Genomic DNA, 13,328 nt, shown 5'->3' with positions numbered 1-13,328 from the left:
GCTTGACTGCGCGGTGCGGCCCATAATCGCCAACCTGTGCAGTGATGGCCGTGAGCCCCGCAATGACTACGAATTCAGAGCTTTCCGCAGACCTCGACGAACCTGTCGTCGAGCCGCGCAAGAGTCGCAAGAACAACCCGGAGAAAACCCGGGAAAACATTCTTCAGGAAGCCATCGTCGAGTTCGTCCAGCAGGGCCTGTCCGGCGCTCGGGTCGACGCCATTGCTGAGCGCATCCACACCTCCAAGCGCATGATCTACTACTACTTCGGCAGCAAGGAGCAGTTGTACGTCGAGGTGCTGGAAAAACTCTACGGCGATATCCGCAACACTGAGAGCCGCCTGCACTTGGCGGAACTGGCCCCGGTCGATGCGATCCGGCGCCTGGTGGAATTCACCTTCGACCACCATGACCGCAATGTGGATTTCGTGCGCATCGTCTGCATCGAAAACATTCACAACGCCGAGTACGTCAAGCAATCGGGCGCCATCAAGGCAATGACCAATACCATCCTTGATTCCCTGGGCGTGATCCTGCGCCGAGGTGCCGAAGAGGGGGTGTTCCGCGCCGGCCTGGAACCGCTGGATGTGCATCTGCTGATCAGTTCGTTCTGCTTTTACCGCGTGTCCAACCGCCACACATTCGGTGAGATTTTTCAGATCGATTTGCCGGACGAAGCGATCAAGCAGCGTCATCGCCAGATGATTTGTGAGTCGGTGTTGCGGTATCTGCAGGCCTGACCTTGAAACCTTTGTGGGAGCGAGCCTGCTCGCGATGGCGGTATGTCAGTCACATCAACACTGACTGATTCACCGCTATCGCGAGCAGGCTCGCTCCCACAAGGGTGGTTTCAGTGATTCATGCTCTGGAAATGCTCCAGCATCCGCTGCGCATCCGGCGCCACGCCGCTGAACAACTCGAACGCCTTCACCGCCTGGAACACGGCCATGTTGCCGCCATCCAGCGTGCGGCAACCCAGGGCGCGGGCGTTGCGCAGCAGTTCGGTTTCCAGGGGGAAGTAGACAATTTCCGCGACCCACAATTGGCCCCGCAGCAGCTCCACCGGCACCGGCATGCCCGGCAGTTTCGCCATGCCCATGGGCGTGGTATTCACCAGGCCGTCCGCCTCGGCCATCGCTGTAGGCAAATCATGCCCGGCCCGGGCGCGGCCAGGACCGAAGTGTTGATTCAGGTTGTTTGCCAGTGCTTCGGCACGGCTGACTTCAACATCAAAAATGCTCAGCGTCTGTATGCCTTCTGCCAACAGCGCGTGGGCCACCGCCGCGCCTGCGCCGCCGGCACCCATCTGGACCACGTGCTTGCGCGCCACTTCACCCAGGCCGCGGCGAAACCCTTCGGCGAACCCCAGGCAGTCGGTGTTGTGGCCGATGCGTTTGCCCTCCTTGAACACCACGGTATTCACCGCGCCAATGCCCCTGGCCTCGGGCGACAGCTCGTCGAGCAACGGGATGATCGCCTGTTTGCAGGGAAAGGTGATGTTCAGGCCGGTGAAGTTCATGCGCTCGGCGGCCTTGAGCAAATCGGGCAGGGCGCCGCTGTCGAGTCCCAGGGCGTCCAGGTCGATCAGTCGATAGAGGTAACGCATGCCCTGGGCATCGCCCTCGCGCTCATGGAGCGCAGGGGTGCGCGACGCCTGGATGCCCGCACCAATCAGGCCGGCAAGCACGGTGATATTCGACATGCTCATCAACCCTTCAACCGCTGACTGAAATGCTCCAGCGCCAGGCGATAACCATGGCTGCCAAACCCGCACATCACACCGATGGCGACCGATGAAACAAAGGAGTGATGACGGAACGTTTCGCGGGCGTGAACGTTGGACAGGTGCACCTCGATCACCGGGACTTCGCTGGCGACCAGCGCATCACGGATCGCTACCGAGGTGTGGGTCCAGGCTGCCGGGTTGATGACGATGCCGGCACACCGACCGCGGGCGCCATGCACCCAGTCGAGCAATTCGCCTTCCTGATTGGTCTGGCGAAACTCCACCGCCAGGCCGAATTCTTCAGCGGCGCGGCCGCACAGTGCGGAGATGTCCGCCAGGGTTTCGTGGCCATAAGTCGCCGGCTCGCGGGTGCCGAGCAGGTTCAGGTTCGGGCCGTTGAGCACCAGAACGATCGGAGGCATCGCAATTTCTCCACAATTTTTATTGTTGATGTCGGCGGATTTCAGCCGGTGGAGATAAATTGTACTAGATGGTTAATTTGGTCAAACAAAGCCGATGGCATCGGGCAATAAGTGTTCGATGATCGAACATGATCTTGGTCGGGAGGTGAGGGAGGGCAATGGTGGCGAGGGGATTTATCTGTGGGAGCAAGGCTTGCCCGCGATACAGGCGGCTCAAATTCTGAACGACCGCATTGCCTGTATCGCGGGCAAGCCTTGCTCCCACATAGCTTTGCCCTGTCCAGCCCCGCAGCGTCTAGCGCCGAGTCAACAACACCCCGGATTCCATGTGATGGGTCCAAGGGAATTGATCGAACATCGCGCAGCGCGTGATGTGGTGGGTGTCGTGCAGTTGCGCGATGTTGGCGGCGAGGGTTTCCGGGTTGCACGAGATGTAGAGGATGTTCTCGAAACGCCGGGTCAGTTCGCAGGTGTCCGGGTCCATGCCGGCGCGGGGCGGGTCGACGAAGACACTGCCGAATGCGTAGCTCTTGAGGTCGATGCCGTGCAAGCGACGGAACGGGCGGACTTCGTTCAGGGCTTCGGTCAGTTCTTCAGCGGACAGGCGCACCAGGGTCACGTTATCCACAGCGTTTTCGCTGAGGTTGCTCAGCGCGGCGTTCACCGACGTCTTGCTGATTTCGGTCGCCAGCACTTTGCGCACGCGGGTGGCCAAAGGCAGGGTGAAGTTGCCGTTGCCGCAGTACAACTCCAGCAGATCGTCGCTGCGATCGCCCAAGGCCTCGTAGGCCCAGTTGAGCATCTTCTGGTTCACGGTGCCGTTGGGCTGGGTGAAGGCGCCTTCAGGTTGGCGATAGCTGAAAGTGCGGCCACCGACGTCGAGTTTCTCCACCACGTAATCATGGCCGATCACTTCCCGTTTGCCTTTGGAGCGACCGATGATGCTCACACTGAGGTCGCTCGCCAGTTTCGTGGCCGCTGCGTGCCAGTGCTCATCCAGCGGGCGGTGGTAACACAGGGTGATCATCGCATCGCCGGCCAGGGTGGTCAGGAACTCCACCTGGAACAGCTTGTGACTCAGCGGCGCGCTGGCTTGCCAGGCCGCCTTGAGTTGCGGCATCAACTGGTTGATGCGCAGGCTGGCGATGGGAAACTGCTCGATGAGGATCGGCGTGCGCTTGTCGTCCTGGGAGAACATCGCGTAATGCCGTTCGCCGGCCTCGCGCCACAGGCGGAATTCGGCCCGCAGGCGGAAGTGCTCCAGCGGTGAGTCGAACACCGCTGGCTCCGGCGCATCGAACGGGGCCAGCAGGTCACGCAAGCGGCTGACCTTGTCCTGGAGCTGAGTGGCGTAGGCCTGGGAATCAAAAGTCATGCGTTGAACCAACCCAACTTGATCACGAACAGAATCGACAGGATGACCAGCGCCGGGTTCAGCTCACGGCCACGGCCAGACACCAGTTTGATGGCGGTCCAGGCGATGAAGCCGAAGGCAATGCCGTTGGCGATGGAATAGGTGAACGGCATCGCCAGCGCGGTAATCACCACGGGAGCGGCCACGGTGATGTCGTCCCAGTCGATTTCCGCCAGGCCTGAGGTCATCAGCACGGCGACGAACAACAGCGCCGGTGCGGTGGCGAAGGCCGGGACACTGGAGGCCAGTGGCGAAAAGAACAACGCCAGCAGAAACAGGATCGCCACGACGATGGCGGTCAGGCCGGTGCGGCCGCCGGCGCTGACGCCCGCCGCCGACTCGATGTAGCTGGTGGTGGTGGAGGTGCCTAGCAGCGAACCGGCCATGGCGGCGGTGCTGTCGGCGATCAGTGCCCGCCCCATCTTCGGCATGTGGCCGTCCTTGCCCATCAGTCCGGCGCGCTTGGCGACGCCGATCAGGGTGCCGGAATTGTCGAACAGGTCGACGAACAGGAAGGCGAAAATCACGCTCACCAGACCGATGTCCAGGGCGCCCTTGATGTCCAGTTGCAGGAAGGTCGGCGCCAGGGACGGCGGCATCGACATCACGCCGCCGAACGGGGTGAAGCCCATCAGGATCGAAACGACGGTGACCGCCAGGATGCCGATGAGCACGGCACCGCGCACTTTCAGCGCTTCGAGGGCGACGATCAGGACGAAGCCGAGGGTAGCGAGGATCGGCGCGGGTTGTTTCAAATCACCGAGGCCGACCATGGTTGCCGGGTTTTTCACCACGATGCCGGCGTTATTCAGGGCGATCAGCGCCAGGAACAGGCCGATACCGGCGGCGATGGCTGAGCGCAGGGGCAGCGGGATGCTGTTGATGATCCACTCGCGGATACGAAAGATCGACAGCAGGAAGAACAACACGGCGGAAATGAACACCGCACCCAGCGCCACCTGCCAGGTATGGCCCATGTGCAGGACCACGGTGTAGGTGAAAAACGCATTCAGGCCCATGCCCGGCGCGAGGGCGATCGGGTAGTTGGCGATCAGGCCCATGGTGGTGGAGCCGATGGCCGCCGCCAGGCAGGTGGCGACGAACAACGCACCTTTGTCCATGCCGGTTTCGCCGAGGATGCTCGGGTTGACGAACAGAATGTAGGCCATGGCCAGGAAGGTGGTGACGCCCGCCAGAATCTCGGTCCGCACGTTGGTGTTGTGTGCCTTGAGTTGAAACAGCCTTTCCAGCATGTCTGCTCCCCGTGGCGCGCCGGGCGCCGTGAATGTATCGACCTCAACAGCAAAGCACAGACCGCCAGGGGCGCTCGGGAATTTTCTGTGGGTCGGAAAAAGCCGCGCATCATACCAGCAGCGTGGCGCTGTGGCTGCGATCCTCGTCGATGTTTTGCCCAAGCGCCAAGTCGGCCATACTGCGCGCGGTTCCGGGAGGTCTTTATGCATCGTATGAAAAAACACCTATTGGTCGCATGGGGGTGTGCGCTGGGCCTGGGGTTACCCGGGCAGGCCGTCAATGCCGCTTCGGCGCCGCCCCTGAGCGAGGTCAAGGTGCTCAAGGTCGAGTCGCCCGCCTGCGGCTTCGAGGACATCGCACAAGGGCAAGAGCAGACCCGTTGCAATCACAGCGGCCCGAGTATCAAGGTCTATGTGCTGGAGGTGGGGTATGGCCGTCAGCCTCACGTCACGCTGGACGGTTTTGAAGTCGATGGCACCCGCTCGCCGGTCTGTGCGTTCAGCAATGGCAACCTGAATGATTGTTCCGTGCGGAGCAAAACGGTTGGCTATTTGTATGTCTTCGATCTGAAGGGCAAGCAGGAAGGCACCTTCAGCTTCAGCAACCAGTCGATCAACGCACCAGGCAACCGGATGTCGACCCAGCTGTACATCAAATGACCTTCCAGCCTGACAAGCCGCACGCGGCCCGGAAAACCTGACTAGGCTTCATAAACCACCCAGCGGAGAACACCGATGATGCCTGGAACCAAGATCCCCCGAGCCCTGATAGCCGTCGCCGAGGGTGTCGACGACTTGCAGACCGTTACGCTGATCGACGTGCTGCGTCGAGCTCAGGTCGAAGTGGTGGTGGCAAGTATCGAAGGGCGGCGGATGCTCACCTGTGCCCGCGGCACGCGCCTGACCGCCGACGGTATGCTGGTGGACTTGTTGGCACAGGACTTTGATCTGATCGTCCTGCCCGGCGGCATCATCGGCGCCCAACACCTGGCGGCCCATCAGCCACTGCGACAACTGATCAAGGACCAGGCCGCCACTGGACGTTTCTTCGCCGCCATCGCCGAAGCCCCGGCCCTTGCCTTGCAGGCGTTCGGCGTACTGCGCCAGCGCCGCATGACCTGCCTGCCCGCCGTGAGCCAGCAACTGTCCGGTTGCAATTTTGTCGATCAGCCGGTGGTGGTGGACGGCAACTGCATCACCGCCCAAGGCTCGGCTGCCGCGCTGGCGTTTGCCTTGACGCTGGTGGAACAGCTCTGTGGCAAGGGCGTGAGGGGCGTGGTGGCGGCGGAGTTGCTGGCCTGACACTCTTCAAGCCACCGGCCTGTGGCGAGAAAGCTTGCTCCTCAACATCAATGCAAGCTAACCCACCGCTATCGCGAGCTGGCTCGCTCCCACAGGGATTTGTGGTGGAGGCAGCATCTATGAACACCCGAGAACCAATGTGGGAGCGAGCCTGCTCGCGATGGCGTCAGTACATTCAACATCAATGCAAGCCGACCCACTGAAGGCGCTGGCTTCCAACGTCGCTAACTTGCCTTGAACGCTCACCCCACCCCGAAGTCGTACCCCTTATGACGGCGGTTTGCGAAAACGCCGCGAGTGTACGACCAACCGTGAGGTGTTTATGAGCGCGACCCTGTCCGAAGCGACACCGGCGTCCTTCGTCCGCCATCCGATCCGCCTGACGCTCAATGGTCAGGCGCGCGAACTGCACGTGCTGCCCTGGACCACGCTGCTGGACCTGCTGCGTGAGCAACTGGATCTGGTGGGCAGCAAGAAAGGTTGCGACCACGGTCAATGTGGTGCCTGTACGGTGCTGCGCGATGGCAAGCGGATCAACGCCTGCCTGACCCTGGCGGTGATGTGCGACGGCGCTGAGCTGACCACCATCGAGGGGTTGGCCAACGGTGATCAGTTGCATCCCATGCAGCAGGCTTTCATCAAGCACGACGCCTTCCAGTGCGGTTACTGCACGCCTGGGCAGATCTGTTCCGCGGTGGGATTGGCCAATGAAGGCCGGGCACAGACTGGGGCGCAGATCAGCGAACTGATGAGCGGCAATCTCTGCCGGTGCGGCGCCTACAACAACATTCGTGACGCTATCGAAGAGGCATTGCCGCTCTGTCAGCAGGGAGGTGATCAATGAACCCTTTCCAATACAGCAAGCCCGACACCGTGCAGGCCGCCGTCGACTTGTCGAGCCCGGTTTCACGCTTCATTGCCGGTGGCACCAACCTGCTGGACCTGATGAAAGAAAACCTCACCCGCCCCGAGCACCTGATCGACATTACCGGGCTGCCCCTGGCGGACCTCAGCGAAACCCCTTCCGGTGGGGTGATGATCGGCGCGTTGGTGAGCAATGCCGATCTGGCTTGGCATCCCTGGATCCAGCGCCGCTATCCGCTGCTTTCCCAGGCAATCCTGGCGGGCGCCTCGCCGCAGTTGCGCAACATGGCCAGCACCGGCGGTAACCTCCTGCAACGCACCCGCTGTTATTACTTCTATGACGCCAACGTGCCGTGCAACAAGCGACGGCCAGGCAGCGGCTGTCCGGCTCGGGACGGCTTGAACCGTATGCACGCGATATTCGGCGCCAGTGATCAATGTGTCGCCACGCACCCTTCCGACATGTGCGTGGCACTGGCTGCCTTGGAGGCCGTGGTGCATGTTATCGGCCGGGGCGGGGCACGGACCATCGAGTTCGCTGACTTTCACCGTCTGCCCGGCGATGCCCCGGAACGGGACAACCAACTGGCCGATGATGAACTGATCACCGCCATTGAGTTGCCTGCCGCCGGTTTCGCTGAACACAGCCATTACTTGAAAATTCGGGACCGGGCCTCCTACGCCTTTGCGCTGGTTTCGGTAGCGGCGGCGCTCGAGCTGGACGGGCCGGTGATCCGCCAGGCGCGCCTGGCCCTCGGCGGCGTGGCCCACAAACCCTGGCGCGACCGGGCCGTGGAGAGCTGGCTGACCGGTCAGACCGTCAGCCGCGAAACCTTCACTGCTGCCGCTGACGCGCTGTTGCAAAACGCCGAGCCGCTGGAACATAACGGCTTCAAGGTCAGACTGGCGCGCCGGGCGGTGGTCCGCGCCTTGAGCGATGCCGCACTGGTGGGAGGACAAGCCTGATGAATGCTTCGAGCAAATCCATAGGGCAACCACTTGACCGGGTCGATGGCCTGCTCAAGGTCACCGGCCAGGCCCGATATGCCGGCGAATACCCCGAGGACGGTTTGCTGCACGGCAGCGTCGTCTCCAGCAGCATCGCCCGTGGCCGCGTGCTGCGCATCGATGCCACCCGAGCGTTGGCGTTGCCCGGGGTGGTCACGGTGATCGACCACACCAACCGCCCCAGGATCGCCAGCTACGACGAGCCTTACGAGGACGCCGATGCGGCAGAGGGTTCGCCGTTTCGACCGCTGTACAACGATCAGGTACTCTACAGCGGCCAGCCGTTGGCCTTGGTAGTCGCTGAAAACCTCGAGCTGGCCCGCTACGCCGGTTCGCTTATTGAAATCGAATATGAAGCCCAGGACCATCAGACCGATCTGGCAATCCTGCAAAACGAAGCCCATCCGGCACCGGCAGAATTGCCCAAGCCCCGTGGGAATTTTCAGGGCGAGTACGCCAGTTCGGCCCTCAGTGTGGACGTGTCCTACAGCACACCGATCGAACACCACAACCCGATGGAGCCTCATGCCTCCACCGTGCTGTATCAGCCTGACGGCAGCCTGCACATCCACGACAAGACCCAAGGCACGCAAAACTGCCAGGCCTATGTGCAAAAGGTCTTCGGGCTTGAGAAAGAGCAGGTGCGAGTGTTTGCCGCCTATGTGGGCGGCGCCTTCGGTTCCGGGCTGCGGCCACAGTACCAACTGCCCCTGGCGGTGATGGCAGCGCTGACGCTCAAACGCTCGGTGCGGGTCAGTCTGACGCGCCAGCAGATGTTTACCTTTGGCTATCGACCACGGACCTTTCAGCGCCTGCAACTGGGGGCCGCGGCCAACGGGCGACTGTTGGCGGTGGCGCATACCGCCATCGGCCAGACCTCGCGCTTTGAAGATTTCACCGAGCATGTGGTGGAGTGGAGCGGCATGCTCTATCACTGCGACAACGTCGAATTGACCTACAAACTGGTGCCGTTGGACGTCTATACGCCGCTGGACATGCGCGCTCCCGGCGCTGCCCTGGGACTGATCGGCCTGGAGTGCGCCATGGATGAACTGGCCTGTGCCCTGGCGATCGACCCGATCCAGCTGCGGCTGCTCAACTATACCGAGCGTAACGAGAATGAAGGCAAACCATATTCCAGCAAAGAGTTGCGTGAATGCTATGCCCAAGGTGCCCGTCGTTTCGGCTGGGACAAGCGCAACCCGGAACCGCGCAGCATGCGTGAAGGTCGGCAGTTGGTCGGTTGGGGCATGGCGGGCGGTGTGTGGGAGGCCATGCAGCAGAAGGCCAGCGCTCGGGCCTCGCTGGATGCCAACGGTCAGTTGACCGTCAGCAGTGCCACCACTGACATCGGTACTGGCACCTACACAGTCATGACCCAGATCGCCGCCCAAGCGTCAGGCGTTTCCCTGGAAAACGTCACCTTTATCCTCGGTGATTCGTCGCTGCCGACTGCGCCGCTGCAGGGCGGCTCGTTCACCGTCTCGTCGGTGGGCACCGCTGTGCAGCAGGCCTGTGAAGCCCTGAAGGAAAAACTCCTGGCTGTGGCGCGGCAGAGCTGTCCGGCCTTTGCTGGCGCGACCCTTGAGCAAGTGACGTTTGCCGACGGTCAGCTACGGTTGGGCGAGGCCTGTGTCTCGTTGGCAGAGTTGGCGCAAAAAAGCGGCGAGACGCCCTTGCAGGTTCAGGTTACTGCCGAGCCGGAGGAAAAACGCCAAGCCTACGCTACGGCCACGCATTCGGCGGTGTTTGTCGAAGTGCTGGTGGATGAGGACTTGGGCACGGTGAAGGTCAATCGGGTGGTCAGCGCCATCGCCGCCGGACGGGTGATCAACCCGAAAACCGCGCGCAGCCAGATCCTCGGCGGCGTGGTCTGGGGCGTCGGCATGGCCTTGCACGAAGAAACCTTGACTGACCATGCGTTGGGCCGGCACATGAATCACAGCCTGGCGGAATACCATGTGCCGGTGAACGCCGACATCGGGGATATTGACGTGGTTTTTGTCGACGAGCACGACGAGATCGTCAATGCCCTCGGCTCCAAGGGCGTCGGTGAGATTGGCATCGTTGGTGTGGCGGCGGCCGTGGCCAATGCGATTTATCACGCCACCGGCAAACGGGTCCGGGACTTTCCCATCACGCTGGATAAATTGCTTTAGGTTTTCGCAGCGTCCACCGGTTCGTGCATCCGGTCACGGTTGGCCAGGGTCGGGAACAGTTTGATCCAGACCCCGGTCACCAGCAGTGTGCCGACACCGCCCATGACCACCGCCGGCACGGTGCCGAACCAGTGGGCGGTCAGGCCGGACTCGAACTCGCCCAACTGGTTCGAGGCACCGATGAACAGTCCGTTCACGGCGCTGACCCGGCCGCGCATTTCGTCTGGCGTTTCCAACTGCACGAAGGAGGCGCGGATCACCATGCTGATCATGTCCGCCGCGCCTAGCACCACCAGCACCGCCAGGGAAAACCAGAACGAAGTGGAGAGGCCGAAGGCAATGGTGGCGACGCCGAACACGCCCACGGCGGTGAACATCACCCGACCGACCTTGCGCTCCACGGCAAACCGCGCCAGCCATAGCGACATCAGCAAGGCCCCCACCGCCGGAGCCGAGCGCAGCAGGCCCAGGCCCCAAGGGCCGGTAAGCAGAATATCCTTGGCGAACACCGGCAACAGCGCGGTCGCGCCGCCCAGCAGTACCGCGAACAGGTCCAGGGAAATCGCCCCGAGAATGTCCGGGCGGCTGCGGATGAAGCGAATCCCGGCCAGCAACGAATCCATGGTTGCCTTGCCTTTGTTCAGCGGCGTCTGGCGGGCGGGCAGGTTGAGCATCAGGCAGCAGGCGATGACGTAGAGCAACACGGTCGGCCCATAGACCCAGACGCTGCCAAAGGCATAGAGCAGACCGCCCAGTGCCGGGGCGACGATGGTCGCGGACTGCTGGGCCGACTGCGCGGCGGCCACGGCGCGGGGAAACAGCGCGGCCGGCACGATGCTCGGCAGCAGCGCTTGGGTGGTCGGCATCTCAAAGGAGCGGGCGGCGCCCAGCAGGAAGGCGAGGATGAAGATCATCTCCCGCGTGACGTTATCGGTGGCGCTGCCGATGACCAGCGCCAGGGCAATCATCGCCTGCAACGACTGGCAGATCGCCGCGACCTTGCGGCGATCATAGCGGTCGGCCACATGCCCGGTGTGCAGCATGAACAGCACACGCGGAGCAAACTCCACCAACCCTACAAGACCCAGGTCCAATACGTTGCCGGTCAGTTGATAGAGGTTCCAGCCGATGGCCACGGTGAGCATCTGGAAGCCACTGGCGGTGAAAATCCGGGCCAGCCAGAAGGCGATGAAGGGGCGGTGGTGGCGGAGCAGCAATGGCGCTTGGCTGGGCATCTATGACGGGTCCGGTGATGAGGGCATCGAGATTATCACCGAGTTGTAACTGGAGGTTGCGGTTGCTGGAAAAATAGTTAGCCAAGCATCTACTTTTCACATAGCACGCTTTTTTTGTGGCGAGGGGATTTATCCCCGCTGGGGTGCGAAGCGGCCCCAAGCTTTTGCGAGCGCTGCGCACTCGAGCGGGGATAAATCCCCTCGCCACAACAGTGCACTCCTCAAGATTCAAGAAATCTTGGCTTAGAGCAGGATTGCAGCACTGAGACAACCTGTCACGCGACAAAAGACCACGCCGTCCGGCGGCCATAATGCGACTACTCTTTGAGCATTGCTTGATCCAGGTCAATACCCTCCGGGGGCTTGGGCTGGCGGCCATCCGGCCACGTTCCTGCGTTGTGACGGTTTAAAAAAAGAACGATTTGAAAAGCATCGCACTCCATATCCCTGGAGGTTGCGATGCAAGCCCCGCCCGCAGCCGGTTTTACCTGACAGAGGAAGACTTATGTTCGGTTTGGAGGCGCTCGATCTCGCCCGAATCCAGTTCGCGTTCACCATCTCGTTCCATATCCTGTTCCCGGCCATCACCATCGGCCTGGCGAGTTACCTGGCGGTACTCGAGGGCTTGTGGCTCAAGACCCGCGACGACACCTACCGCGACCTGTACCACTTCTGGTCGAAGATCTTTGCCGTCAACTTCGGCATGGGTGTGGTATCCGGTTTGGTCATGGCCTATCAGTTCGGCACCAACTGGAGCCGTTTCTCTGACTTTGCCGGTGCGGTCACCGGGCCGCTGCTGACTTACGAGGTGCTCACGGCGTTCTTCCTCGAAGCCGGGTTCCTGGGGGTGATGCTGTTCGGTTGGAACCGCGTCGGGCGCGGTCTGCATTTCTTTTCCACAGTCATGGTAGCGATCGGCACGCTGATCTCGACGTTCTGGATCCTGTCCTCCAACAGCTGGATGCAGACTCCCCAGGGCTACGAAATCATCGATGGCCGGGTCATCCCGGTGGACTGGCTGGCGGTGGTGTTCAACCCCTCGTTCCCCTATCGCCTGTTGCACATGTCCACGGCAGCGTTTGTCGCCACGGCGTTTTTCGTCGGTTCGTCGGCGGCCTGGCACTTGTTGCGCGGTCGGGATACCCCGGCCATTCGCCGCATGCTCTCGATGGCGATGTGGATGGCGTTGCTGGTGGCGCCGATCCAGGCCGTCATTGGCGACTTCCATGGCCTCAACACCCTCAAGCATCAACCGGCCAAGATCGCGGCCATCGAAGGTCACTGGGAAAACGTCGGCAATGAGCCTACCCCGCTGATCCTGTTTGGCTGGCCGGACATGCAGGCGGAAAAGACCCGGTTCGCCGTGGAAATCCCCTACCTGGGCAGCCTGATCCTGACCCATAGCCTGGACAAGCAGGTGCCGGCCCTCAAGGAGTTTCCGCCTGAAGACCGACCGAATTCGACCATTGTGTTCTGGTCGTTCCGGATCATGGTGGGCCTGGGGCTGCTGATGATCTTCACCGGTCTGTGCAGTCTCTGGTTGCGCCGCAACGACCGGCTCTACCAGTCTCGACCGTTCCTTCATATGGTCTTGTGGATGGGGCCGTCCGGCCTGATCGCGATCCTGGCAGGCTGGTTCACCACCGAAATCGGTCGCCAGCCCTGGGTGGTCTACGGCCTGATGCGCACGGCCGATGCTTCCTCCGGCCACAGCTTTGCGCAGATGAGCATCACGCTTGTGCTGTTCGTCGTGGTGTATTTCGCGCTGTTCGGTGCGGGGCTGAGCTACATGATGCGCCTGGTGCGCAAAGGGCCGGAAGCCCATGAAGATGAGCCGGCCGACGGTGGCCCGGGTCAGAAACGTACCCCGGCCCGTCCATTGTCGGCCGCCGATGATGGCGACGACGAAGTGGACCATAACGACAGCTCGCACAAGGGGAATTGA

Annotated in this window: 12 protein-coding genes; 7 read left to right on the top strand and 5 right to left on the bottom strand. The window is 61.9% G+C overall.

Features of this window, described 5'->3' with window-relative positions:
- Window positions 1-62 precede the first annotated feature (62 nt).
- Window positions 63-740, top strand: a complete 678-nt coding sequence (locus tag BW979_RS26855) for a TetR/AcrR family transcriptional regulator (protein ID WP_047229564.1) — start codon at window positions 63-65, stop codon at window positions 738-740.
- A 110-nt stretch (window positions 741-850) separates the two neighbouring features.
- Here BW979_RS26855 and BW979_RS26850 read toward each other — a convergent pair whose 3' ends face one another.
- The 4 genes from BW979_RS26850 to BW979_RS26835 form a co-directional block, all read right to left on the bottom strand.
- On the bottom strand, window positions 851-1,702 hold the full coding sequence (locus BW979_RS26850) for a shikimate dehydrogenase (protein ID WP_370695173.1): 852 nt from the start codon (window positions 1,700-1,702) through the stop codon (window positions 851-853).
- Between the two features lie 5 nt (window positions 1,703-1,707).
- The gene (aroQ, locus tag BW979_RS26845; protein WP_014340320.1) at window positions 1,708-2,148 is read right to left on the bottom strand and encodes a type II 3-dehydroquinate dehydratase; all 441 of its coding nucleotides are present in this window, start codon (window positions 2,146-2,148) and stop codon (window positions 1,708-1,710) included.
- 295 nt (window positions 2,149-2,443) lie between these two features.
- Entirely contained in the window at window positions 2,444-3,523 is a 1,080-nt protein-coding gene (trmA, locus tag BW979_RS26840; protein ID WP_076386419.1) for a tRNA (uridine(54)-C5)-methyltransferase TrmA, read from the bottom strand.
- Window positions 3,520-4,815: an NCS2 family permease gene (locus BW979_RS26835; RefSeq protein WP_047229568.1), complete on the bottom strand. Its 1,296-nt coding sequence runs from the start codon at window positions 4,813-4,815 to the stop codon at window positions 3,520-3,522. The genes trmA and BW979_RS26835 overlap by 4 nt, the downstream gene beginning before the upstream one ends.
- 204 nt (window positions 4,816-5,019) lie before the next feature.
- Here BW979_RS26835 and BW979_RS26830 point away from each other — a divergent pair, with 204 nt between their 5' ends.
- The 5 genes from BW979_RS26830 (at window position 5,020) to BW979_RS26810 (ending at window position 10,148) form a co-directional block, all read left to right on the top strand.
- Window positions 5,020-5,475, top strand: a complete 456-nt coding sequence (locus tag BW979_RS26830; RefSeq protein ID WP_076386416.1) for a DUF4879 domain-containing protein — start codon at window positions 5,020-5,022, stop codon at window positions 5,473-5,475.
- 75 nt (window positions 5,476-5,550) lie between these two features.
- Window positions 5,551-6,117 (top strand): DJ-1 family glyoxalase III, encoded by a 567-nt coding sequence (locus BW979_RS26825; RefSeq protein ID WP_047229570.1) that lies wholly within the window; start codon window positions 5,551-5,553, stop codon window positions 6,115-6,117.
- A 322-nt stretch (window positions 6,118-6,439) separates the two neighbouring features.
- Window positions 6,440-6,961, top strand: a complete 522-nt coding sequence (locus tag BW979_RS26820; RefSeq protein WP_047229571.1) for a (2Fe-2S)-binding protein — start codon at window positions 6,440-6,442, stop codon at window positions 6,959-6,961.
- Window positions 6,958-7,947: an FAD binding domain-containing protein gene (locus BW979_RS26815; RefSeq protein WP_047229572.1), complete on the top strand. Its 990-nt coding sequence runs from the start codon at window positions 6,958-6,960 to the stop codon at window positions 7,945-7,947. Before BW979_RS26820 ends, BW979_RS26815 begins: the two co-directional genes overlap by 4 nt.
- Window positions 7,947-10,148, top strand: a complete 2,202-nt coding sequence (locus tag BW979_RS26810) for a xanthine dehydrogenase family protein molybdopterin-binding subunit (protein WP_076386414.1) — start codon at window positions 7,947-7,949, stop codon at window positions 10,146-10,148. The genes BW979_RS26815 and BW979_RS26810 overlap by 1 nt, the downstream gene beginning before the upstream one ends.
- Here the strand turns inward: BW979_RS26810 and BW979_RS26805 are convergent.
- The gene (locus BW979_RS26805; protein ID WP_047229574.1) at window positions 10,145-11,383 is read right to left on the bottom strand and encodes an MFS transporter; all 1,239 of its coding nucleotides are present in this window, start codon (window positions 11,381-11,383) and stop codon (window positions 10,145-10,147) included. The genes BW979_RS26810 and BW979_RS26805 overlap by 4 nt on opposite strands.
- 505 nt (window positions 11,384-11,888) lie before the next feature.
- Between BW979_RS26805 and BW979_RS26800 the strand changes: the two genes are divergently transcribed.
- On the top strand, window positions 11,889-13,328 hold the full coding sequence (locus BW979_RS26800) for a cytochrome ubiquinol oxidase subunit I (protein WP_047229575.1): 1,440 nt from the start codon (window positions 11,889-11,891) through the stop codon (window positions 13,326-13,328).

This window comes from Pseudomonas sp. A214 (genome assembly GCF_900156295.1).
Classification (GTDB): domain Bacteria; phylum Pseudomonadota; class Gammaproteobacteria; order Pseudomonadales; family Pseudomonadaceae; genus Aquipseudomonas; species Aquipseudomonas rhizophila.
The sequence above is the reverse complement of the archived record's forward strand: the minus strand, read 5'-3'. Positions and strand labels throughout refer to the sequence as shown.

Bases quoted from the DNA above. Each gene is read 5' to 3' on its own strand.
- BW979_RS26855 (WP_047229564.1), top strand. From the start codon at position 63: ATGACTACGAATTCAGAGCTTTCCGCAGACCTCGACGAACCTGTCGTC.
- BW979_RS26825 (WP_047229570.1), top strand. From the start codon at position 5,551: ATGATGCCTGGAACCAAGATCCCCCGAGCCCTGATAGCCGTCGCCGAG.
- BW979_RS26815 (WP_047229572.1), top strand. From the start codon at position 6,958: ATGAACCCTTTCCAATACAGCAAGCCCGACACCGTGCAGGCCGCCGTC.
- BW979_RS26800 (WP_047229575.1), top strand. From the start codon at position 11,889: ATGTTCGGTTTGGAGGCGCTCGATCTCGCCCGAATCCAGTTCGCGTTC.
- BW979_RS26805 (WP_047229574.1), bottom strand. From the start codon at position 11,383: ATGCCCAGCCAAGCGCCATTGCTGCTCCGCCACCACCGCCCCTTCATC.
- BW979_RS26830 (WP_076386416.1), top strand. From the start codon at position 5,020: ATGCATCGTATGAAAAAACACCTATTGGTCGCATGGGGGTGTGCGCTG.
- BW979_RS26850 (WP_370695173.1), bottom strand. From the start codon at position 1,702: ATGTCGAATATCACCGTGCTTGCCGGCCTGATTGGTGCGGGCATCCAG.
- trmA (WP_076386419.1), bottom strand. From the start codon at position 3,523: ATGACTTTTGATTCCCAGGCCTACGCCACTCAGCTCCAGGACAAGGTC.
- BW979_RS26820 (WP_047229571.1), top strand. From the start codon at position 6,440: ATGAGCGCGACCCTGTCCGAAGCGACACCGGCGTCCTTCGTCCGCCAT.
- aroQ (WP_014340320.1), bottom strand. From the start codon at position 2,148: ATGCCTCCGATCGTTCTGGTGCTCAACGGCCCGAACCTGAACCTGCTC.
- BW979_RS26810 (WP_076386414.1), top strand. From the start codon at position 7,947: ATGAATGCTTCGAGCAAATCCATAGGGCAACCACTTGACCGGGTCGAT.
- BW979_RS26835 (WP_047229568.1), bottom strand. From the start codon at position 4,815: ATGCTGGAAAGGCTGTTTCAACTCAAGGCACACAACACCAACGTGCGG.